This is a genomic window from Nonomuraea deserti (genome assembly GCF_004348685.1).
Classification (GTDB): Bacteria; Actinomycetota; Actinomycetes; order Streptosporangiales; family Streptosporangiaceae; genus Nonomuraea; species Nonomuraea deserti.
In genome coordinates, this window is sequence record NZ_SMKO01000050.1 from 18,143 (window position 1) to 40,032 (window position 21,890).

Genomic DNA, 21,890 nt, shown 5'->3' on the forward strand with positions numbered 1-21,890 from the left:
GGTGCCCGCCGCGGGTCACGCGTCCTGGCCGATGAGCCGGGGGAGCTGGGTGATGGCGGACGACAGGTAGTCCGCCACCGCCTCGGGCACCAGGTGGCGCGTGGTGATCTCCTCGCGGTCCAGCGGCACCCGCACCACCTCGTACACCCCGCGCGACGGATCCTCGAACTCCGGCCCGTGCCGCAGCCCGGGGTCCATCGACGCCAGCCGGCAGCCGAAGACGTGCTGGGTCTTGACCGCGTTCTTCCACGCGTACGACACGGTGACCAGCGGCGTCACCCCGAAGACCGTGGCGCCGAGTTCCTCGAGCAGTTCGCGGCGCAGCGTGTCGACCAGCGAGCCGTCCTCCGGCTCGACGTGGCCGCCCGGCACCGACCAGTAGACGTCGCGGCCCGGCACCGTGCGCCGGAAGAGCACCAGCCGCTCGTCGTCGTCGAGAAGGACGCCCCGGACACTCGGTCGCATACGACCACCCTATTTGACCGGTATGTCCTTCGGGTAGCCTAACCTACGGTACCGTAACCTGAAGGAGAAGATCTTTTATGGCGATGTCTCAGACGGAGCTGCTGCACGAGCTCGAGCCCGTGGTGGCGCAGGAGCTCGACCGCCACGAGAAAATGGCCAAAGAGTGGTTCCCGCACGAGTACATCCCGTGGAGCGAAGGCCGCGACTTCGACGGCATCTACGGGGGCGAGGCGTGGCAGGAAGGCGACTCCAAGATCCCCGAGGCGGCCCGCGTCTCGCTCATCGTCAACCTCCTCACCGAGGACAACCTGCCGAGCTACCACCACGAGATCGCCACCACGTTCGGCCGCGACGGCGCCTGGGGCACCTGGGTGCACCGGTGGACCGCCGAGGAGGACCGTCACGGCACCGCGCTGCGCGACTACCTCACCGTGACCCGCGCCGTCGACCCCGTCGCCCTCGAGCGGGCCCGCATGCGCCACATGGAGCACGGCTTCACCACCGAGTACGGCACCATGCTGCAGCAGCTCGCGTACGTCTCCTTCCAGGAGCTGGCCACCCGCATCTCGCACCGCAACACCGGCAGGGCCTCCGGCGATGAGGGCTGCGAGCGGCTGCTCGCCAGGATCGCCGCCGACGAGAACCTGCACATGCTCTTCTACCGCAACCTGCTCAAGGCCGCCTTCGAGCTCGACCCCAACCAGACCATGCGCTCGGTCACCGATGTCGTCACGACGTTCCAGATGCCGGGCACCGGGATGGAGGGCTTCGCCCGCAAGGCCATGATCATCGCCCACGAGGGCATCTACGACCTGCGCCTCCACCTCGACGACGTGCTCATGCCGGTGCTGAAGCAGTGGGCCGTGTTCGACAAGACCGGGCTGGACGCCGAGGGCGAGCAGGCCCGCGAGGAGCTGTCGGCGTTCCTGGCCAGGACCGACGCCACCGCCGCCAGGTTCGTCGAACGCCGGGAGGAGCGCCGCGCCCGCGCCGCCGCCCGCACATGAGCGCCCGCACATGAGCGCCCGCACATGAGCGCCCGCACATGACCCCGGCGCAGGACGCCGCCGGTCGGTGGCATGATGACGCCCCATGGATCTCCCCGCCCAGCTGCTCATCTGGCTCTTCACGTTCCTGACGGTGATCGCGCTGGCCGTGGCGGCGCAACGGCTGCTGAACGTCAGGTTCGGCATGGTCCGCACGTTCCTGGCGGCCCTGGTCGCCTTCGGGCTGGCGCAGCCGGTGCTGGAGCCGATCCTCGGGCTCATCGGACCGGTCGACGGGGAGGCCGTGCCCGGCCCGGGGGCGCTGGGGCTGCTGCTGCTCGTCATCATGTGCGTGGTGCTCATCCCCATGGTGATCCTGGTGCTGGCCGAGGCGCTGGTGCCGCCCGGCTCGGTGCCGGGCCCGCTGGAGATGTTCCGCTCCGTGCGCGGCCGGACCTCCCGGGCCAGGCGCTACTCGCAGATCACCAGGATCGCCATCAGGCACGGCCTCGGCCCCTACCTGCGGGGCCGGGGTGAGCGCCTGGAGGACCACCCGGGCAAGCTGCGGCTGGCCAGGTCGCTGCGCGAGGCGCTCGAGGACGGCGGGGTCACGTTCGTCAAGCTCGGCCAGGTCCTGTCGACCCGGCGCGACCTGCTGCCCGCGGAATTCGTCGAGGAGCTGGGGCGGCTGCAGGACCAGGTGGCGCCCGCGCCGTGGGAGCGGATCGAGCCGGTGCTCACCGCGGAGCTGGGCGGGCCGGTCGACGAGGTGTTCGCCGAGTTCGACCGGACGCCGCTGGCCGCCGCCTCCATCGGGCAGGTCCACGTCGCCCGGCTCCACGACGGTCAGAGCGTGGTGGTCAAGGTGCAGCGGCCGGGCATCGGCGCGGTCGTCGCCAAGGACCTCGACATCGTCCGGCGGCTGGCCGTCACGCTGGAGTCCAGGACCCGCTGGGGCCGCTCGCTCGGCCTGCGCGACCTGGGCGAGGGCTTCGCCACCGCCATCCGCGAGGAGCTGGACTTCCGGGTCGAGGCCGCCAACATGGCCGCCGTCACCACCTCTGGGGGCGACAGGGTCACCTACCCCGCCCCGGTCGGCGCCCTGTGCACCGAACGGGTGCTCGTCATGCAGCGCCTGTCGGGCAGGCCGGTCACCGCGGCCGCCCGCGAGCACGGCCCCGAGCTGGCCCGTGACCTGCTCGACTGCCTGCTCAGGCAGATTCTCGTCGAGGGCGTCTTCCACGCCGACCCGCATCCCGGCAATCTCATGCTGCTCGACGACGGCACGCTGGGCCTGCTCGACTTCGGCTCGGTCGGCCGGCTCGACGCCGGCGTGCGCTCCGCCCTGCAGCGTTTCCTGCTGGCCATGAACCGGCAGGATCCCCTGGGCGTGACCGACGCGCTGCTGGAGGTCGTGCCCAGGCCCGAGGACATCGACGAGGCCGCGCTCGAACGCGCGCTCGGCCAGTTCATGGCCAGGCACCTGGCCGGCGGCATGGACAGCGCCCAGATGTTCACCGACCTGTTCAGGATCGTCTCCGCGTACGGGCTGTCGATCCCGCCCGAGGTGGCCGCCGTCTTCCGCGCCCTGGCCACTCTGGAGGGCACGCTCGTCCGCCTCTCGCCCGGCTTCGACCTCATCGGCGAGGCCCGCGCGTTCGCCGGCCGCTACCTCGCCGAGCAGGTGAGCCCCGAGACGATCAAGGAGTCCGTCGCCCAGGAACTGGCCGCGCTGGTGCCGATGCTGCGCCGCCTGCCGCGCCGTGTGGAGCGCATCGCCAGCGCGGCCGAGCACGGCAGGTTCAGCGTGAACGTGCGCCTGCTCGCCGACGACCGCGACCGCGCCTACCTCACCGGCCTGCTGCACCAGGTGCTGCTCACGGTGCTCGGCGCGACGGCCGGGATCATGGCGGTCATCCTCCTCGGCATCGACGGCGGGCCCGCCGCGCTGGGCACGACGTCGCTGTTCCAGCTCATCGGCTACAACCTGCTGGTGATCTCGGCCATCCTCGTGCTGCGCGTGCTCGCGCTGATCTTCCGCCGTCCCCGCGCCTCGGACGAGCGCCTGTGAGCCCTCGCCGGTAAAGCCTGTGGGGCTCTTGACCGAGGGATGGTCTTGGACATCCAAGGCATCGGGCAGTTTCCCGGTAACACCGGAACCCCTTGGGAGCAGAGGGTGAAAATCATCGGGATTGCGGCCAGCCTCAACAGGGGGTCCTTTATCAACCGGCTGCTCGTCGCCGCGGGCGCCGAGCTGCCCCGCGGCATCACCTTCGAGGAGTGGCGCGGGCTGGGCGAGATCCCGCCGTACACCCGAGGTCCCGTTCCCGCGCCGGCCGGCGCGCTGGCCCGCCTGGTCGCCTCCGGTGACGCCGTGCTGCTGACCGCGCCCGAGCACAGCCTGCTGCCCTCCGAGCTGACGTACGCGCTGGACTGGATGGCGGCCCGCGACGGCCTGTCCGGCAGGCACGTCGCGGTCATGAGCGCGAGTGCCCGCGCCTGCGGCGCCATGTGGGCCCAGGCGGAGCTCTACAAGCGGCTCCAGAGCGCCGGAGCGGTCGTCATGGGCGCCGAGCTGGTGATCTCCCCCGCCTGCCCCCATTTCGACGAGTACGGCCGCCTCAGGCCTGCCGCCCTGCGGGACCAGGTGCGCGCGGTGCTCCGGCAGCTGTGCCCCGCCGGGATCCTCGAACCCGTGCTCTCGCTGTCGCCCTGAGCGCCACACCCCGGCGTCGCCGCTGCGGCCACCGGTGGGGGTCACGGCCCGGGACGGGAGCAGGTCCTCCTGCTGACGCTCGTGCGGAGTCGACGGACGAACCAGAACTCAAGGCGGGTCGCGGCGCAGGCGCTTGACGTCGGAGCGGTGCTTCTTGGCGGTGATGCGCCGCTCGACGGCGCCGCGGCTCGGCTTGGTCGGGCGGCGGCGCTTGGGCGGCGGGGCGATGGCCTCGCGCAGGCGCTGGGCCAGGCGGTGCCGCGCGGCCTCCCTGTTGCGCAGCTGCGAGCGGTATTCGGAGGCGGCGATCGTGATCGTGTCGGCGCCCAGCCGGCCGCGGGCCCGCTCCTTGAGCGCCGGCGGCAGCGCGGTGCTCGCGGCCAGGTCGAAGGTCAGCTCCACGCGGCTGTCCGTGGTGTTGACGCCCTGGCCGCCCGGGCCTGACGAGCGCGAGAAGCGCCAGACGAGCTCGGCGTCGGGAATGACGACCGAGTCGTTGACGACCAGCGGGCCGGGCATGCGTGAAACTCCTGTTCGACGTCTCAGTGAAGTGTCACCGTATCCGGGCGACCTATGCCGGTCGCAACGGCATTTCCCACCCGTACGGGGCGGACCACCGGCTTGACGGCGGGATGCAAGCGGCGTATGCCAATATCGCGCATCAAACGATCACGGGTGGGGAGGCGCCGTGGCGGCCATCGTCGGCGTGCACGGAATCGGCAAGTACAACTACTACATGGACGCCGGACGGTCCGCGGCCGGGGCGGCGGAGGCCATGCGCCGCAAGTGGGACCGCTACCTGCACGCGACGCTCGGCGCGGAATCCGCGGCCTACTTCGCCGAGATCGCCTACTTCGCCCACCACCTGCACCACGGCGGGCCCGACGACGGGGGCGACGACGCCGCGCCGACATCCGTCGCGGCGGTGGAGACCCAGACCCAGGAGGTGCTCGCCGGCTGGGCCAGGAACATGGGCCTCGGCGAGCACATCACCGGAGCGCTCAAATCGGTCACCGGCTGGCTGCTCGACAGGCTGGACGGCAGGTCGGCGGCGTTCGCGAAGCTGTTCGCGCCCGAGGTGGCAACTTACCTCACCGACCAGGCGAAGCGGGAGAGCTGCCGGCAGGTCGTGGCCGACGTCATCCGGCGCAACCGGCCCAGGGTGGTGATCGCGCACTCGCTCGGCAGCGTCGTCGCGTACGAGACGCTCTGGGCGCACCCCGAGCTCGAGATCGACCTGCTGGTCACCCTCGGCAGCCCGCTCGGCATGCGCCACGTCGTCTTCGAACGCCTCTTGCCCGCCCCCATCAACGGCCGCGGCGAGCGGCCCGAGAACGTCGGGCGCTGGGTGAACATCGCCGACAAGGACGACATCGCCGCCATCCCGCCCGCGCTGCGTGAGAGCTTCACCGGCGTCGACGCCGAGGAACTGGTCAACCTCGACTGGATCGACTTCCACACGGCCGAGAAATACCTCGGCTGCCCGGCGCTCGACCCGCATCTGCGACCATTCCTGGCATGACGTGGATCGTGTTCGACTATGGCGGTGTCCTGTCCCTGCCCCAGCCCGAGTCCGACGCGGGCGCCATGGCGCGGGCCGCGGGGGCCGACCCCGAGATGTTCAACCGCGGTTACTGGGAGCACCGCCTCGCGTTCGACCGGGGGAGCCTGACGCCGTTCACCTACTGGTCGGCGGTGCTCGGCAGGCCCGTCACCCACTCCGAGGCCGCTCGGCTGGTCGCCATGGACATCGCGAGCTGGGCCCATCCCGATGAGGGCACGGTCGCCGTCCTGGGGGAGCTGATCGAGGCGGGCCGCGACGTGGCGCTGCTGTCCAACGCGCCCGTCTGCGTCGGCGACGGCCTGGACGAGCTGCCCTGGATCGCGGCGATCGGGCGGCGCTTCTACAGCGGCAGGATGGGCCTGGTCAAACCCGACAAGGAGATCTACGACGAGGTGGCCCGCGAGCTCGACGCCGACCCGGCCGAGATCGTCTTCATCGACGACCGGCTGGAGAACGTCCAGGGCGCCGAGCGGGCCGGCATGACCGGCGTGCACTTCACCGGCGCCGCCGCGCTGAGGGCGACGCTGCGCGGACAGGACGACTGATGCTGTTCATCCGTCCTTGACTCCGCGGTCACGGCCGGGTCAGCACGGGCGGACATACCTGGAACGTGGACCGCAGAGCCTTCCTGACAGCGGCGACAGCCGGCCTCCTCCCGCAGACCGTCAGCCGGCCGGCCCTCGCCTCCCCGGCCAGAACCCTCAGATCCGATCCGTTCACGCTGGGCGTCGCCTCCGGCGACCCGACGACCGACGGCTTCGTCCTGTGGACCAGGCTGGCCGTCGCCCCGCTGAACGGCGACGGGCGCGGCGGCATGCCCTCCCGCGACGTGGACGTCGCCTGGCAGGTGTCGGCCGACGAACGGTTCGCCACGATCGTCAGATCCGGCACCGCCACCGCCAGGGCGCGCAACGCCCACAGCGTCCACGTCGAGCTGAAAGGGCTGGAGCCGGGACGCGACTACTACTACCGGTTCAGGAGCGAGGGCCGGCTCTCACCGGCCGGCCGTACCAGGACCACGCCCGAAGGGGAGACGCCGCTCACGTTCGCGGTGGCCGCGTGCGCCCACTACGAGCACGGCTACTACACCGCCTACCGCCGCCTGGCGCAGGAGGAGCCGGACCTGGTCGTCTTCCTCGGCGACTACATGTACGAGTACGGCCCCAGCGGCTACACCGCGCTGACCGGCCGCGTACGCACCCACACGCCGGGCAAGTGCCGCACGCTCGCCGACTACCGGCTGCGGCACGCGCAGTACAAGAGCGACCGCGACCTGCAGGCAGCGCACGCGGCGGCGCCGTGGCTGGTGGCGTTCGACGACCACGAGGTGGAGAACAACTGGGCCGGTCCGGCCTCCAGCTCGGGAGCGCGGGACTTCGCCCGGCGCCGGCGTGAGGCGTTCAGGGCGTACTACGAGAACATGCCGTTGCGCCGCGCCAGCCTCCAGGGAGCGGTGCTGCGGGTGAACCGGCGGGTCTCGTGGGGCAGGCTGGCCCGCTTCCACCTGCTGGACACCCGGCAGTTCCGCGACGACCAGGCGTGCGAGGACGGGGTGCGGGCCGGGTGCGACGAGCGGCTGGCGGACGGCCGCACGCTCCTCGGGCCCGGCCAGTGGCGCTGGCTGGAGAGCGGGCTGCACGACTCCGCCACCCGGTGGAACCTGCTCGGGCAGCAGATCATGATGGCGCACCGCGACCACAAGATCGGCCCCGGACGCGAGGTGAACCTGGACTCGTGGGACGGCTACGCGGCCGAGCGCACGCGGCTGCTGGAGTCGCTGGCCCGCACCTCCAACCCGGTGGTGCTGACGGGGGACGCGCACATGCACCACCTGGCCGACCTCAAGACGGACTTCGACGACCCGGACTCGCCGGTGGTGGCCAGGGAACTGGTGGCGTCGTCGATCGCGAGCGACGGGGACGGGTACCGGGACCGCACGTGGATCGCGGAGGCCCTCCAGGAGAATCCACATATTTCCTACATCGACCAGCGGCGCGGGTATGTGATGGCACGACTGACCCGTGATGAGATGTCCGTTGAATTCCGGACACTGGACTACATTTCCCGCCGAGGGGCCCGCGCCAAAACCTCCCACCGCCTCACCCTCCCAGCCGCCCCGGCCACCGCAGCCGCCGCCCAGGCCGCCGCCCCTCCCAGCTGACCACCAACGCGAACCCACGCCCGCCGCCCGAACCCCGCCCCTTGGGAGGCGCCGAGCCCGCCGCGCGAAGTGTCGCACCCTCGCGCGGGAACGCTGCACCCACCGTGCGGTGGCGCGGCGCCCCGTACCCGCCGCGGTGATGTCGCGCTTCGTGCCTGCCGTGCGGTGATGTCGCGCTTAGCGCCCGCCGTGCGGAGAGCGCGCTTCGCGCCTGCAGCGTGGTGGTGTGGCGTCCCGTTCTGCCGGTGTCAGCCGAAGGTGTAGCCGTACAGGCCGGAGCCCTCGCTGAGCGGGCGCACCTTGCCCAGCCGCAGGCCGGGTCGGCGCGAGCCGGGCGCGTACATGACGAGGCCCTGGCCGGGTGCGGCCACCACGAGCGCGTACACCGGGCGCCGCCGGGTCAGCTGCCGGTAGCCGTCACCCCACCCGGGCAGCGCGGTCACCGAGGCGCCGAAGTCGCGCCCCTTCCCCTTGACCAGCAGGTTCCCCTTCCGCGTGAGCCCGCCCGCCGCACGTCCCGCCAGCACCTGGACGGCCTTCTCCCCGGGTACGCCGATGGCCAGGTCGTCCCTGCCGTCGCCGTTGAAGTCCCCGGCCGTCAGCGAGGCGCCGAGCCGGTCGTAGTAGCGGGGCTTGCCGTCGAGGGTGTTCTGCGACCACGCCTCGGTCCGGTCGGTACGCAGCCCGCGGCGCGAGCCGTACAGCACGTCCACGGTGCCGTCGCCGTAGTCCATGGCCCGCTGGTTCGCGCTGAGCCCTTCGCCGGGTACGCCGACGGCCAGGTCGTCCTTGCCGTCGCCGTTGAAGTCGCCGGTGGCGAGCGAGGCCCCGAACCCGTCCCATTTCTCCGCGACGCCTTTGATGCCAGGTGTGCTCTGCGTGAGCAGCCGGGCCCGCTTCGCGCGTACGTCGATGACGGTGGCCGAGCCCTGCCCGTCCTCGGTCAGGGTGTCGGCGGGCGCTCCCACGGCCAGCTCGTCCTTGCCGTCCCCGTCGAAGTCGCCGGTGGTCAGCGCCGCGCCCCACTGGTCGGTGACGCGCGCCGCCTGGCGTACCCACCGCGTCTTCTGCGTGATCTGGTACGGCTTGCGCCCCTTCATCCAGTACACCGTCACGGCCCCGCCCGACCGGTGGCTGGGCGAGCCGACGGCCAGGTCGTCCTTGCCGTCCCCGTCGAGGTCGCCCGCGGCGAGGGCCGCGCCGAACCGGTCGCTGGACGGCTTGGGAGGCGCCAGTCGCCGGCCGGTGACCAGCCCTTCGGGGGAGCCGTCGTAGATCTGCACGACCCCGTTCCCGTCGCCGCCGGGCACGCGTTCACCGGCGAACTCCTCCGACACCCCCACGGCAAGGTCGGCGCACCGGTCGCCGTTGAAGTCGCCGACGGCCAGCGCGGAGCCGAACGCGTCACCCGGTTCGGCGTCGTCCTGGACGAGCTTGGCCGTCTCGCCCGAGCCGTACATCACGGACACGGAGCCGGCTCTGGAGGCGTCGTAGGGGGCGGCCACGGCGAGGTCGGGCCGCCCGTCGGCGTCGAAGTCGAGCGGCTGACCGCCGCACGACCGGGCGGTGGCGGGGGCCGTACCTGCGGCGAGGGGAAGAACCAGGCAGGCGGCGAGCACAGCGTTCATACCGGAAGTAATGACCAGGCAGGTCGAACCACGCCTGAACGGCACGAGAACGGGCCAGGAGGGCAGGATGCACATCGCCCGCCGCCCGCGAGGAGCCCTGTGAGCGCGGGGTTTCCCGTGTCGGGACCGGCGCGGGACCGTGCCAGGATAGTCGGGTGGACGACATCGACCTCGCCGATCTGGATTTCTGGCGCAAGCCGCTCAAGGAGCGCAACGAGGCGTTCGCCCGGCTCCGCCAACTGGAGCTCCCGGTGTTCTTCCCGGAGAAGAAGGTCCCGCTCCTCCGCTCGGGCAAGGGTTTCTACGCCCTCGTACGCCACGCGGACGTGGTCGAGGCCAGCCGTAACGCCAAGGTGTTCTCCAGCGAGCCCGCCGTCACCAACCCGGAGCCGCCCGGCTGGGTGAAACAGGTGTTCGGGGAGTCGATGGTCAACATGGACGATCCGCGCCACGCCCGCCTGCGCAGGATCGTCACCCGCTCGTTCAGCCCGAAGATGCTGGCCGGCCTGCAGAGCGACATCGACGCCGCCTGCGCCCGCATCGTCGACGACGTCATCAAGGACGGCCCGCGCGACTTCGTCTCCCAGGTCGCCGCCCGGCTGCCGATCCACGTCATCTGCGACATGCTCGACATCCCGCAGGAGTTGCGGGCCAAGGTCCACCAGCACGTCGACATCTCCACCGCCTACACCGGCGTGCGACCCAGCCTGGCCCGCAGCGTCCAGATGGCCGGCCAGAACATGCTGGCCCTGCTCGCCCTGCAGCGCATGGTCATCAAGCTCGGCCACGAGCGTGTCGCCGACCCCAAGGGCGACCTCGTCTCCCTCCTGGTCAACGCCAACCCCGACGGGGAGAAGCTGACCGACAAGGAGCTCGGCTCGTTCTTCGCGCTGCTCCTGGTCGCGGGCAACGAGACGGCCCGCAACACGATGGCCCACGGCATCAAGCTGCTCACCGACAACCCGGCGCAGCGCGAGCTGCTGGTGAGCGACTTCGACGCGCACATCAACGGCGCCATCGAGGAGATGGTCCGCTACGTGTCGCCGATCATGCAGTTCCGGCGCACGGTCACCGAGGACTACACGCTGCGCGGCCTGGAGCTGAAGAAGGGCGACAAGGTCGTGCTGTTCTACGGCTCGGCCAACCGCGACGAGTCGGTCTTCTCCGACCCCGACACGTTCGACATCACCCGCGACGCCAAGCCGCACGTCGGCTTCGGCGGGCCCGGGCCGCACTTCTGCCTCGGCGCCAACCTGGCCAGGCAGGAGCTGCGGACGATGTTCCGCGAGCTGCTGACCAGGCTGCCCGGCATCCGCTCGGTCGGCGAGCCCGAGCTGCTCCTGTCGAACTTCGACAACAGCGTGCGCAGCCAGGCGTTCACCCTCTAGCCGTCGCTAGTCGTCGGACACGAGGACGTTCGACCTGATGGTGAAGAACGTGATCAGCGCCGCCACCACCATCATGCCGGCGCTGATCAGCATCGCCATCCTGAAGCCCGCGTCGAACACCGGCGGGTTCTCGAACGCGTCGCCGACCAGGCCGACGACCGGCGGCACCGCGGCCACCGCGAACAGGCTGCCGGTGCGGGCCACCGCGTTGTTGACGCCGCTGGCCGTGCCCGCGTGGCGGTCCTCGACCGTGGCCAGCACGGTCGCGGTCAGCGGCGCGACCGCGCCCGACAGTCCCAGCCCGAAGACGAAGACGGCGGGCAGCACCTGGAGCGGATAGGACGCGCCGAAGCCGATGGTGCTCATCCACAGGAAACCGGCGCCCGCCAGCAGGATCCCGCCCGTCATCGGCCAGCGCGGACCGATCCGTTTGGCCAGCTCACCGGCCCGGCCCGACAGCAACATCATCAGGATCGTCGTGGGCAGCATCGCCAGCCCGGCGGCGATGGGGGAGAAGCCGGAGACGACCTGGAGCTGCACCACGAGCAGGAAGAACACCACGCCCATGGCCGCGTACATGATCAGCGTGACCACGTTGACGGCCGTGAACACGCGGTCGCGGAAGATGTCGACGGGCACCAGCGCGTCCGGCGACCTGCGCACCTCGATCGCCACGAACGCGGCCCCCAGCAGCAGCCCGGCGAGCAGCGGCGCCGGCGCGCCCTCCTGGATCAGCCCGTAGGTGATTCCGGCCAGCGCCAGCGCCGCGAGGACCGAGCCCAGCACGTCGAAGCGCCCCGCGGCCTGCTCGTCCTTGCTCTCGGGCACGTGCCGCAGGGCGACGAAGACGATGAGCGCCGCGAACGGCAGGTTGATCAGGAACGCCCACCGCCACCCGGCGGTCTGCACCAGCCACCCGCCGAGCAGGGGCCCGATGGCGCTGGCCACCCCGCCGAGCCCCGACCACGTGCCCACGGCGCGCGGCCGGTCGTGCCGGACGAACGACGCCTGGATGATCGCCAGCGAGCCGGGCGTGAGCAGCGCGCCGCCGATGCCCTGCAGCGCTCTGGCCCCGATCAGGAACTCGATGCTCGGCGACAGCCCGCACAGCGCGGAGGCCACGGCGAACCACACGACGCCGATGACGAAGAGCGTGCGCCGGCCGTAGCGGTCACCGAGCGAGCCGCCGAGCAGGATCAGCCCGGCGAGGGTGAGCGTGTAGGCGTTGATCGTCCACTGCAGCCCCGCCATGCCCGCCTCGAGCTCCCTGCCGAGATAGGGCAGCGCGACGTTGACCACGGTGCTGTCGAGCAGCGCCAGGCCCGAGCCCAGCACCGTCGCGAACAGGATCCAGCGGCCGCGCGCCGACCTGAGCTCGACATGGTCGCCGGCATGCAGCTCGTCGGGCCCGGATGTCATGGGCCCAATCCTGTCACCGCCGCCCGGCTTCGCTCCCGAGGGCCCGCAGCACGAACGCGGAAACCAGCTCGGCGGCCGCCTCCACCGTCACGTCGCCGCTGATCAGCGGCACCCGCTCCGCGCCGATGACCGCGAGCACCATCCGCGCCGTGGCAGGCACGTCGAGCACCTGGAAGTCCCCGGACGCCTGGCCGCCGTCGAGGATGTCGACGAGGACGCGCTGCATGGGCGCGACGTGCTCGGCCAGCCGCTGGTAGGCGTCGGGGCCGAGGGCCGCGCTGAGGTCGGCGGCCCCCGGATGCGGATGCGCGAGCAGCCCGGCCAGCTGGAGGCGTACGAACGCCCGCAACCGGTCGGCGGGCGAGGCGCCGGCGGGCAGCTCCCGCTCGTAGCTGTCGATGAAGTAGCGGGTCACCCGCTCGGTGAACGCCAGCAGCAGCGCGGTCTTGTCAGGAAAATAGTTGTAGAGGACGGTGCGCGTGATGCCGGCCTCGCCGGCCACGTCGGTCATGGAGATGGCGTCGATGCCCTGCTCCCTGGACAGCCGCGAGACCGCCTGCAGGATGCGGTCGCGCGTCTGGGCGCGGTGCTCGCCGATCGTGGCGGCGGAGATGCGGGGCATATGCCCATGGTACGGCGTACGGGCGATCTCGCCTGCAGAACATATCGGACATATTTAATCGAATCAATCGCTCTTTTGCCTAAATGATTCGACCGTGATTTTATGGCCTCATGCTGTACGGCGCACCGGTCCTCGACCCCGCCGACAAAGCGGTGCTCGCCGAGGTCGAGGACATGCGGCAGGATCTGCGCTTCCGCCTGGCCGAGACCCATCGATGGGACGGCCAGCTTCGCAGGCAGCTCCAGGCGCGGGCGATCCAGGGCTCCAACTCCATCGAGGGCTACCGGGCCGGGGTGGAGGACATCCAGTCGATCATGGCGGGGGAAGAACCTCTGGAAACCTCCGCCTCCGTCGCCAAGGAGATCGCCGGCTACCAGCAGGCGCTGACCTACATCGCGTTGCTGTCGCGCCCGCCCGCGTTCCGCTTCGACGTGGGCGTGCTCAACGCGCTCAACTTCATGATGATCGGCCACCATCGGCACAAGACGCCCGGTGTCATCAGGCCGGGGAGCATCTTCATCCGCGACTCGGAGTCCGGCACGGTCGTCTACGAAGGGCCGGACGTCGAAGTGGTGCCAGGGCTTCTCGGCGAGCTCGTGACGTGGCTCAACGAGGGTGACCTCGAGGCGCCGAGCTACGTGCGGGCCGCGATGGCCCACCTCAACCTGGTGAAGATCCATCCGTGGCGCGACGGCAACGGCCGCATGTCTCGTGCCCTGCAGACCCTCGTGCTGGGCAGGGACCGGATCACCACCCCCGAGTTCGCCTCCATCGAGGAATGGCTGGGGCAGCAGCGCACGACGGTCGACTACTACGACGTGCTCGGCGTCGTCGGCGGGCGCCGATGGAGCCCGCACGATGACACCCTTCCCTGGGTGCGGTTCTGCCTGAAAGCGCATCACATGCAGGCGCAACGCGTCCGGCGCCGGCTCGCAGAGGCGGGCGAGATCTGGACCCTGCTGGAGGAGCGGGTCGGCGCAGACGGGCTCAACACGCGGTGCGTCTCGGCGTTGTACGAAGCGTTCGTGAACAGGCGCCTGCGCCGCAGCCGCTATCAGGCCGACGAGGATCTGAGCCAGGGCCAGGCCGCCCGCGACCTTCGAGACCTGGCCGCCAAGGGCTGGCTGCGGCCCTACGGTGAGACGAAGGGCCGCTATTACGAGGCCGGTCCCCGGATGGCGGAGATCAAGGCCGACTTCGCCGGTCGCGCCGCCCCGCTGCGCGACCCCTATCGCGAGGAAGCCGGCTAGAGCCGCCGGTCAGGCGGCGGCCCGGACGGTGTGGAAGAGCTCGGCGAGCACCGCGGTGTTGAGCCGGTAGGCGAGCTTGACCTCGCTGATGATGCGCCGGCGCTCGCTCTCGTCGAGCTCCAGCGCGTCGAGCCGGGACCGGTATTCGGCCTTGAACCGGGGCAGGCTGCCCAGCTCGTCGAAGACGTAGAAGTCGACGCCCCCGCCCTTGGCGTAGCCGTAGATCTTCTGCAGTTCCATCCGGATGAACTGTCCGCCGGACAGGTCGCCCAGGTAGCGGGTGTAGTGGTGGGCGATGTAGCCGCCCGGCCAGCCCGCTGTCTCGCGGATGCGCGCCACGAGGGCTCCGGTGGACGCGGACGGCGCGATCCGGTCGCGCCAGCCCGGCCCGTAGACGGTGGCCAGATCGCGTTCGAGAGCGGGCTCGCGGTAGAGCTCGGGGAAGACGAAGTGGCCGGCCACCGGGTGCTCGGCCAGTTCCCGTGACACCCCGTCGAGCGCGGTGTAGGCGAAGTAGTGCTGGGCGACCATCTCGCCGTATTCGTGCTCGCTCAACCGGCCGGCCATGAGCTCGGTGAGATAGCCCTCCGACTCGGCCGACTCGTGGTCGGCCCAGGTGGCGTTTCTCAAGCTCTCGGAGAACGACGTCGTCACAGCCCACCTCAACTCCGCTGGTGTTTCATGACGAAGTGTCACAAACGGCGCCCGCCGGCGTCAAGCTGATGACGACACCATGTCATCAAAGCTCTCCCTACCCCGGAAAGCCCCGGTCAACCGGTGACCTGCTCCGACCGCCCCAGCACGATCAGGGTCAGGTTGCGCAGCGACGCGCTGCCGGGCGCGAAGTAGTCACTGTGCCCGCCAGGGCCCGCCTCGAACACGCGGGCGCCGAAAGCGGTGCTCATGGGGTCGGTGCCGAACCCCAGCGGGCCGAGCTTGGTCTTGGGTACGAACCTGATCCAGTCGTTCGCCCCGAGCCCCGCCCACACGCGCGGCCGGGCGGGCGCACCGTGCGACGCCAGGACGGACCCCCGGCGGGGCGGAGCGGTCAGCGCGGCGGCCGACGGCGCGTCGACGCCGGGGCTGCCGAAGACGGCCAGGTCGGAGACCGGCAGGCCGGGCATGGCCGTGGCGCACACCGCCGAGCCGTAGCTGTGGCACAGCAGCGTCACCGGGGCGTCCGTGCGCCCGCGCAACTCCGCGACGGTGCGGCGCAGCTCACGGGCCCCTTCGCCGGCCGCGTCGTCGGAGATCACGTCCAGGCTCAGCGTGGGCGGAGCGTCGTAGCCCAGCCACGCCACCACCGCCAGCCGCTCGTGCGGCGCCAGCAGGGCGGCCTCGGCCTGCAGCGCCCGCGCCGCGCCGCCGGGCCGCTCCGGGCCGTCGTCGAACGTCCTCACCGTGGTGTCCGCACCCGGCACGATGACCGCCACCCGGCCGGCCGTCTTCAGGTCTCCGTAGATCTTCACCAGCCGCCCGCCCTGCGGCGCCGGCAACAGCAGGAACGCGCCGGTCGCGACAAGCCCGGCCAGGGCGAGGTTTCTGAACATGCCGCGACGTTATGGAGGCCGCCGGGTAATCCGCGTCCCCGCACGGTTTGAACCTGCGCGTAGTACTCGGGGGTGACTCTGGGCAGGGAAGGTGTACCGGGATGCCGGAAGAGCCCATCGAGAGTCCCCTCTGGAGAGACCTTGTCCAGTCATGCAGACGTGGAACGGCGACTGGGAGAGCTGCTCCGCACCCATGAGGAGCAGGTCATCAGCCGGTGGACGCAGTCGGCCGACGCGCCGCGCGACGAGCTGACGGAGCTCTACCGCGCCATCCTCCGCGCCATCGAGGAGGGCGGGCGCGACCTCGCCGACCTGCGCGGCCTGCTCGCCGAGCTGTCCCGGTCGCGGGCCCGCGCCGGCTACTCGCCCGCCGAGACCTCCAAGGCCGTCTTCGGCCTGAAGGGGGCCCTGTACGAGATCGTGGTCGCCCACGCCGACGACGAGGTGCTGCGCGGATTCATCCGGTTCGCCCGCCTCATCGACGACCTCGGCCTGTTCACGTTCGAGGCGTACGCGGAGGCCCGCGAGAAGATCATCATGGATCAGGCCGAGCAGCTTCTCGAGCTGTCCACCCCGGTGGTCAAGCTCTGGGAGGGCATCGTGGCCGTGCCGCTGATCGGCACGCTCGACTCCGCCCGCACCCAGGTCGTCATGGAGAAGCTGCTGGAGACGCTGGTCGAGACCGGTGCCGAGCACGCGGTCATCGACATCACCGGCGTCCCCGCCGTCGACACCCAGGTCGCCCAGCACCTGCTCAAGACCGTGTTCGCGGCGCGGCTCATGGGCGCGGAATGCGTCATCTCCGGCATCCGCCCGCAGATCGCGCACACCATCGTCACGCTCGGCATCGAGTTCGGCGACATCGTGACCAAGTCGTCGCTGGCGGACGCGCTCGCCCACGCCTTCAGACGCAGCGGCGTGCAGGTGAGCGGCGGGCCGGCCACGCGCGTCACCGTACGGGCGGAGCAGGCGTAGTGGAGCGGGTGCCCATTCTCAAGCTCGGCGACCTGCTGATCGTCTCCATCCAGGTCGATCTGGACGACCAGACCGTGCTCGCCCTGAAGGAGGACCTGGCCGAGGTGGTCGTCGCGCGCGGGGCCAGAGGGGTGATCATCGACATCTCCGCCGTCGAGATCGTCGACTCGTTCACCGGGCGGATGCTGGCCACGATCGCCGAGATGTGCCGCATGCTCGACGCGCACGCCGTGGTCGTCGGCATGCGGCCGGCCGTGGCGATCACGCTCGTGGAGCTCGGCCTCTCGCTCGGCGGCGTCCGTACGGCGCTCAACCTGGAGAAAGGGGTTGCGCTGCTGGACCACGTCAGGGGCGCGGTGCCGTGAACGCCGAGCGGGAGGCGGCCATCGCGAGCAGCGCCGACGTCGTGGCGGTCCGCCGGCTCGTCAGGAGCGCCGCCATCGAGGTGGGGCTCTCCCTCATCGACCAGACCAAGATCATTACGGCCGCCAGCGAGCTGGCGCGCAACGCGCTGGTCTACGCGGGGCGGGGAGAGGTACGCGTCCACGTCGTCGAGAACGGGTCCAGACGCGGGCTCAAGCTGGTCGTCAGCGACGAAGGGCCGGGCATTTCGGACGTCGAGCGGGCGCTCACCGATGGCTGGACCACCGGCACAGGCCTGGGGCTGGGGCTCGGCGGGTCACGCCGGCTGGTCGACGAGTTCGACCTGCTCTCGGAACCGGGAAAAGGCACGTCGGTGACGGTGACGAAATGGGCCCGGTGACGAGACGGGCCCGGGCATGGGCTCGAAGATGGGCCCGGGGATGGGCCCGGGGATGGGCCCGGGGATGAGCCCGGGGATGAGCCCGGAGATGGGCCCGGAGATGGGCCCGGAGATGAGCCCGGAGATGAGCCACGTGACCAGCCGGCGGATGGAGGCCTGGATCCGCGCCGAAGACCCCAGCTCGGTGGGCGCGGTTCGCCGGCGGGCCGTCCAGCTGGCGGAGCGGGCCGGGTTCGACGCGACGCTGGTCGGGCAGGTGGCGGTGGCCGTCAGCGAGGCGGTGTCCAACCTCGTCAAGCACGCCGTCGAGGGCAGCGTCATGGTCCGCCTCCATCCCGAGGCCCCCGCCACGGTGGAGCTCATCGCCCTCGACACGGGGCCGGGCATGGCCGACATCGCCCGCGCCCTGCGGGACGGCTACTCCTCCTCCGGGACGCTCGGCATCGGCATGGGCGCGATCGCCCGCATCGCCACCGGCTACGACGTGCACTCCCTGCCCGGCAGGGGCACCGTGCTCGCCATGTACTTCACCGCCGGCCGGCGGCCCGCCCCGCCGGCGTCGGCCAGCGGCCTGACCCGGCCCATCGGCGACGAGGAGGTGTGCGGCGACTCTTTCGCCATCTCCACGACGGACGCCGCCACCACCGTCATGGTCTGCGACGGGCTGGGCCACGGCCACATCGCGGCGCAGGCCTCCCAGCTGGCCGTCGAGCTGTTCCTGCAGGTGTGCGAGCGGGAGCCGCTGGCCATCGTGGACCACCTGCACCGCAAGATGGGCGTCACCAGGGGAGGGGCGGTCGCGGTCGCGCGCCTCTCCGGCCGCGCGGTGACCTACGCGGGGCTCGGCAACGTCTCCGGGTGGGTCGCGCACGCCCAGGGACGGCAGGGCATGGTGTCGGTGCCGGGCATCGCCGGCCACCGGGGGGCGCGGCTGCGGCAGCGCAGGTACGAGCTGCCCGGCAACGCCACCGTGATCATGCACTCCGACGGGCTGTCGGAACGCTGGGACCCGGCGCACGTACCCGGACTGTTCGCCCGCACCCCCGCGGTGATCGCCGCGTGCCTGCTGCGCGAGGCCGGCACCAGGCGCGACGACGTGTGCGTGGTGGCGGCGAGGCGGGGCCCGTGAAGGCGGCCGAGCTCATCCGCGTCCGGCTCGACGCCGGGCAGGACGTGTTCGTGCTGCGCCGCCTCGGCCGCGCGGCCGCCGAGCTGGCCGGGCTCGAGCCGCAGGACCAGGTCCGGGTGGCGACGGCGCTCAGCGAGGTCGGCAGGGAGGTCTACGGCCCCGGCGCGGCGGCGGTGATCGCGCTGGGCGACGACGAGCTGCTGATCACCCTGAACCACGAGAAACGATCCGGCCTGGCCGGGTCCGAGGGGGTCAGGCTGGCGGGCCGGCTGGTCGACCAGGTCGAGCTCGACGACGGGCACGTCACGCTCGCCAAGCGGTTGCGGCCGCGGCCTCGGCGCGGCCGGATCGCCGACATCCGCATGGGGCTGGCCCGGCTCGCACCCGTCTCCGTCCTCGACGAGCTACGGGACCAGAACAGGGAGCTGGCCGCGACCCTGGATGACGTGCGGCGGCTCAACGCCGAGCTGCAGGAGACCAACACGGGCGTGCTGGCGATGTACAACCAGCTTTCGGCCGAGCTGGAGGAGACCAACAGGGGAGTGGTCGCCCTCTACGCGGAGCTGGATGAGAAGTCCAGCCAGCTCCGCGAGGCCACCGAGGCGCGGAACCGCTTCTGGGCCACCGTCAGCCACGAGCTGCGCACCCCGCTCCACTCGGTCATCGGCCTGGTCCGGCTGCTGACCGGGCCTGGAGGAGACCCGCTGACCGACGAGCAGGCCCACCAGATCGAGCTCATCGGCAACTCGACCCGGACCCTGCTGCATCTCGTCAGCGAGCTGCTCGACATGGCCAAGGCCGAGTCGGGCCGCCTCGACCCGCACCCCACCACGGTCAGCCTGACGGACGTGGCCGAGCACCTGCACGTGACGATGCGCCCGACGCGCGAGCGGGGCGGCGTCGAGCTGCGCCACCACGTGGCGCCCGAGGCCGCCACGCTGCACGTGGACGAGGGCATGCTCGTCACGATCCTGCGCAACCTGCTGTCCAACGCGTTGAAGTTCACGGAGAGCGGCGAGGTGCGGCTGGAGGCCCGCGCGGACGACGACAGGGGCGAAGCCGTCATCACGGTGGCCGACACCGGCATCGGCATCCCGCCCGAGCAGCTGAAGCGCGTCTTCGAGGACTTCTACCAGGTGCCGGGCTCCTTCCAGGTCGGGGCCAGGGGCACCGGCCTGGGCCTGCCGTACGCGCGCAGGCTGGCCGAGGCGCTCGGCGGTACGCTGGAGCTGTCCAGCACGCAGGGCGAGGGCACCACCGCCACGCTCAGGCTGCCGCACCACGGCGGCCCGCCCGAGGCCGAGCGGGTGCTCGTCGCCGACGACGACGAGGTGTTCCGCGCGGCCGCCCGCCGCATGTTGCACGGCTTCGCCGCCCACGTCGACGAGGCCGCCGACGGCGCCGCCGCTCTCGAGGCGATGGCCGCCGAGCCGCCCGACGTGATCCTCGTCGACCTGCTCATGCCGCGCGTCGACGGCCACGCGCTGCTCCATCGGATGGCCGAGGACGACCGGCTGAGCCGGATCCCCGTGGTTGTGGTGACCGTGGAGCCGCAGCACGCGCCGGAGGGACGAGCGGTACTGTCCAAGCACGGGTTGCGCAGAGATCAGCTGATCCAGGCCATCCGCCAGGCCAGAGGGGGCGAAGCGTGACGCAGCCGGGAACCGTCGCCGCGGCGGACACTCAGCCGGGAACCGTCCTCGTGGTCGACGACACACCCACCAAGCGCTACATCCTCGCGAGATGGCTGCGCAGGGCCGGGCACAGCGTCGTCGAGGCGAGCAGTGGCGAGGAGGCGCTGCGGAAGCTGGCCGGCCAGCAGATCGACCTGGTCGTCCTCGACGTACGGCTGCCCGACATGACCGGGTTCGAGGTGTGCGAGCGGATCAAGGCCGATCCGGCCACCGCGTCGATCCCCGTCGTCCAGGTGTCGGCCAACGCCATCACCGTGGCCGACCGGGCCGAAGGGCTGGAGCGCGGCGCCGACGCGTACCTGATCGAGCCGATCGAGCCCGCCGAGTTCGCCGCCACCGTGCGGGCCATGCTGCGCTACTACCGGGCGCGGTGGCGGGCCGAGCTCATGGCCGGGCGGCTGGCCCGGCTGGCCGGCGTGACGCTCTCGATGAACGAGGCGGAGACGTTCGACCAGGTGCTCGCGGTGGCCGCCGAGGGCACGGCCGACCTGCTCGGCCGTTTCTGCGTCGCCCTGGCGCTGCTGCCGGAGGGCTGGACCCGGCGTTACTGCGCCCGGCCGGGCGAGCAGGCCACCTCCCACACGGCCGGTCCCGACGTGCTCGACCGGCTCTCCCGGATGGCGCCGGAGGGGGCCGCGCAGGCCCAGGTGTTCACGGTCGAGGCCGCCGGCCTGCGCGCTCTCCTGCCCGGCGTGAGCGCGGAAGGCCCCAGCACCGGCGTGCTCTGCCGGACGAGGAAGTCGAGGTCCCCCATCTACCTCGGCGTGGTGACCGGCCCGCCGCTCGACGCCGACGAGGTCAACCTGCTGCGCCAGGTGGGCCAGCAACTGGCGCTGGCCGTCGACGCGCTGCGCGCCTACACCGAGGAGCACGCGATCGCGCTCACCCTGCAGCGCAGCCTGCTGCCCACCGGCATCCCCCACGTGCCCGGCCTGCAGGTGGCCATGCGCTACCAGCCGGCCGTGGACAACGTCGAGGTCGGCGGCGACTTCTACGAGGTGCTGCCGATCGACCACCGGGTGCTGGTGGCGATCGGCGACGTGGAGGGACACTCGCTGCACGCCGCGACCGTGATGGCGGAGATCCGCCACGCCATGCGCGCCACGCTCATCACCCAGGTCGACCTGAGCGCCTCGCTCGACCTGCTCAACCGGATGATGCGGCGCTATCACCCGCGCGTGACCGCCACGGTCTGCATGGTGCTCATCGACCCGGCCACGGGTGAGGTCGAGGTGGCCAACGCCGGTCACGTCCCGCCGCTGCTCGCCGGGCCCGGCTCCGCCTACCACAGCCTGGGCAACCTGCTGCTGGGCGTCATGCCGGAGCGCTACGAGGTCGATCGGCTGAAGCTGCCGCCGGGCGGCACGATGCTGCTGTTCACCGACGGGCTCGTGGAGGATCGTGACACCCCGCTCGACGACAGCCTGGAGGTCGCCAGGCGGCTGGCGGAGACCGTCGACGACGATCTGGAACAGTTCGCCGACCGCGTCCTGGGGGCGTTCGGCGTGCGCGAGGACGACGTCGCGCTGGTCGTCCTGCGCCGTGAGCCGTGAGCCGGAGGTCGTGAGCTGGGGGCGTCG

General features: G+C 71.5%; 21 protein-coding genes. 14 read left to right on the forward strand and 7 right to left on the reverse strand.

The features are described 5' to 3' along the window. Positions 1–15: 15 nt before the first annotated feature. Positions 16–465: an NUDIX hydrolase gene (locus E1292_RS20000; protein ID WP_132596748.1), complete on the reverse strand. Its 450-nt coding sequence runs from the start codon at positions 463–465 to the stop codon at positions 16–18. Positions 466–542: 77 nt separating this feature from the next. Between E1292_RS20000 and E1292_RS20005 the strand changes: the two genes are divergently transcribed. The 3 genes from E1292_RS20005 to E1292_RS20015 all read left to right on the forward strand — a co-directional run bounded on the left by E1292_RS20005 (position 543) and on the right by E1292_RS20015 (position 4,167). Beyond that, on the forward strand, positions 543–1,472 hold the full coding sequence (locus E1292_RS20005; RefSeq protein WP_132596749.1) for an acyl-ACP desaturase: 930 nt from the start codon (positions 543–545) through the stop codon (positions 1,470–1,472). An 85-nt stretch (positions 1,473–1,557) separates the two neighbouring features. Beyond that, the gene (locus E1292_RS20010; RefSeq protein WP_132596750.1) at positions 1,558–3,522 is read left to right on the forward strand and encodes an ABC1 kinase family protein; all 1,965 of its coding nucleotides are present in this window, start codon (positions 1,558–1,560) and stop codon (positions 3,520–3,522) included. A 105-nt stretch (positions 3,523–3,627) separates the two neighbouring features. Next, positions 3,628–4,167, forward strand: a complete 540-nt coding sequence (locus E1292_RS20015) for an NADPH-dependent FMN reductase (protein ID WP_165974641.1) — start codon at positions 3,628–3,630, stop codon at positions 4,165–4,167. Positions 4,168–4,275: 108 nt separating this feature from the next. Here the strand turns inward: E1292_RS20015 and arfB are convergent, their stop codons facing one another. Further along, the gene (gene arfB, locus E1292_RS20020) at positions 4,276–4,686 is read right to left on the reverse strand and encodes an alternative ribosome rescue aminoacyl-tRNA hydrolase ArfB (protein WP_132596752.1); all 411 of its coding nucleotides are present in this window, start codon (positions 4,684–4,686) and stop codon (positions 4,276–4,278) included. Between the two features lie 169 nt (positions 4,687–4,855). On the opposite strand from arfB, the gene E1292_RS20025 reads away from it, so the two are divergent. The 3 genes from E1292_RS20025 to E1292_RS20035 all read left to right on the forward strand — a co-directional run bounded on the left by E1292_RS20025 (position 4,856) and on the right by E1292_RS20035 (position 7,892). Next, complete coding sequence (locus E1292_RS20025; RefSeq protein ID WP_132596753.1) at positions 4,856–5,689, forward strand: hypothetical protein; 834 nt, start codon at positions 4,856–4,858, stop codon at positions 5,687–5,689. Further along, entirely contained in the window at positions 5,686–6,276 is a 591-nt protein-coding gene (locus E1292_RS20030) for an HAD family hydrolase (protein ID WP_132596754.1), read from the forward strand. Before E1292_RS20025 ends, E1292_RS20030 begins: the two co-directional genes overlap by 4 nt. 65 nt (positions 6,277–6,341) lie before the next feature. Continuing rightward, a complete protein-coding gene (locus tag E1292_RS20035) occupies positions 6,342–7,892 on the forward strand; it encodes an alkaline phosphatase D family protein (RefSeq protein WP_132596755.1) in 1,551 nt (516 codons plus the stop codon). A gap of 248 nt (positions 7,893–8,140) precedes the next feature. On the opposite strand, the gene E1292_RS20040 is transcribed toward E1292_RS20035, so the two are convergent. Continuing rightward, the gene (locus tag E1292_RS20040) at positions 8,141–9,520 is read right to left on the reverse strand and encodes an FG-GAP and VCBS repeat-containing protein (RefSeq protein WP_132596756.1); all 1,380 of its coding nucleotides are present in this window, start codon (positions 9,518–9,520) and stop codon (positions 8,141–8,143) included. Positions 9,521–9,675: 155 nt separating this feature from the next. Here E1292_RS20040 and E1292_RS20045 point away from each other — a divergent pair, with 155 nt between their 5' ends. Further along, entirely contained in the window at positions 9,676–10,908 is a 1,233-nt protein-coding gene (locus E1292_RS20045; protein WP_132596757.1) for a cytochrome P450, read from the forward strand. Between the two features lie 6 nt (positions 10,909–10,914). On the opposite strand, the gene E1292_RS20050 is transcribed toward E1292_RS20045, so the two are convergent. Further along, complete coding sequence (locus E1292_RS20050; protein ID WP_132596758.1) at positions 10,915–12,327, reverse strand: MFS transporter; 1,413 nt, start codon at positions 12,325–12,327, stop codon at positions 10,915–10,917. Positions 12,328–12,340: 13 nt separating this feature from the next. After that, positions 12,341–12,949: a TetR/AcrR family transcriptional regulator gene (locus E1292_RS20055; protein WP_132596759.1), complete on the reverse strand. Its 609-nt coding sequence runs from the start codon at positions 12,947–12,949 to the stop codon at positions 12,341–12,343. A 110-nt stretch (positions 12,950–13,059) separates the two neighbouring features. Here E1292_RS20055 and E1292_RS20060 point away from each other — a divergent pair, with 110 nt between their 5' ends. Continuing rightward, on the forward strand, positions 13,060–14,199 hold the full coding sequence (locus E1292_RS20060) for a Fic family protein (protein ID WP_132596760.1): 1,140 nt from the start codon (positions 13,060–13,062) through the stop codon (positions 14,197–14,199). 9 nt (positions 14,200–14,208) lie between these two features. Here E1292_RS20060 and E1292_RS20065 read toward each other — a convergent pair whose 3' ends face one another. Further along, a complete protein-coding gene (locus E1292_RS20065) occupies positions 14,209–14,853 on the reverse strand; it encodes a biliverdin-producing heme oxygenase (RefSeq protein ID WP_132596761.1) in 645 nt (214 codons plus the stop codon). 116 nt (positions 14,854–14,969) lie between these two features. Then, positions 14,970–15,749 carry an alpha/beta hydrolase gene (locus tag E1292_RS20070; RefSeq protein WP_132596762.1) on the reverse strand — a complete coding sequence of 260 codons (780 nt, stop codon included), beginning with the start codon at positions 15,747–15,749 and terminating at the stop codon, positions 14,970–14,972. A gap of 159 nt (positions 15,750–15,908) precedes the next feature. Between E1292_RS20070 and E1292_RS20075 the strand changes: the two genes are divergently transcribed. The 6 genes from E1292_RS20075 to E1292_RS20100 all read left to right on the forward strand — a co-directional run bounded on the left by E1292_RS20075 (position 15,909) and on the right by E1292_RS20100 (position 21,863). Next, the gene (locus E1292_RS20075; RefSeq protein ID WP_246090215.1) at positions 15,909–16,724 is read left to right on the forward strand and encodes an STAS domain-containing protein; all 816 of its coding nucleotides are present in this window, start codon (positions 15,909–15,911) and stop codon (positions 16,722–16,724) included. After that, positions 16,724–17,089: an STAS domain-containing protein gene (locus E1292_RS20080; RefSeq protein WP_132596763.1), complete on the forward strand. Its 366-nt coding sequence runs from the start codon at positions 16,724–16,726 to the stop codon at positions 17,087–17,089. Before E1292_RS20075 ends, E1292_RS20080 begins: the two co-directional genes overlap by 1 nt. Beyond that, a complete protein-coding gene (locus tag E1292_RS20085; protein ID WP_132596764.1) occupies positions 17,086–17,487 on the forward strand; it encodes an ATP-binding protein in 402 nt (133 codons plus the stop codon). The genes E1292_RS20080 and E1292_RS20085 overlap by 4 nt, the downstream gene beginning before the upstream one ends. 76 nt (positions 17,488–17,563) lie before the next feature. Further along, positions 17,564–18,616 (forward strand): ATP-binding SpoIIE family protein phosphatase, encoded by a 1,053-nt coding sequence (locus E1292_RS20090; RefSeq protein WP_246090217.1) that lies wholly within the window; start codon positions 17,564–17,566, stop codon positions 18,614–18,616. Then, the gene (locus E1292_RS20095) at positions 18,613–20,268 is read left to right on the forward strand and encodes an ATP-binding response regulator (protein ID WP_132596765.1); all 1,656 of its coding nucleotides are present in this window, start codon (positions 18,613–18,615) and stop codon (positions 20,266–20,268) included. Before E1292_RS20090 ends, E1292_RS20095 begins: the two co-directional genes overlap by 4 nt. Next, a complete protein-coding gene (locus tag E1292_RS20100; protein WP_132596766.1) occupies positions 20,265–21,863 on the forward strand; it encodes a fused response regulator/phosphatase in 1,599 nt (532 codons plus the stop codon). Before E1292_RS20095 ends, E1292_RS20100 begins: the two co-directional genes overlap by 4 nt. Positions 21,864–21,890: the final 27 nt, after the last annotated feature.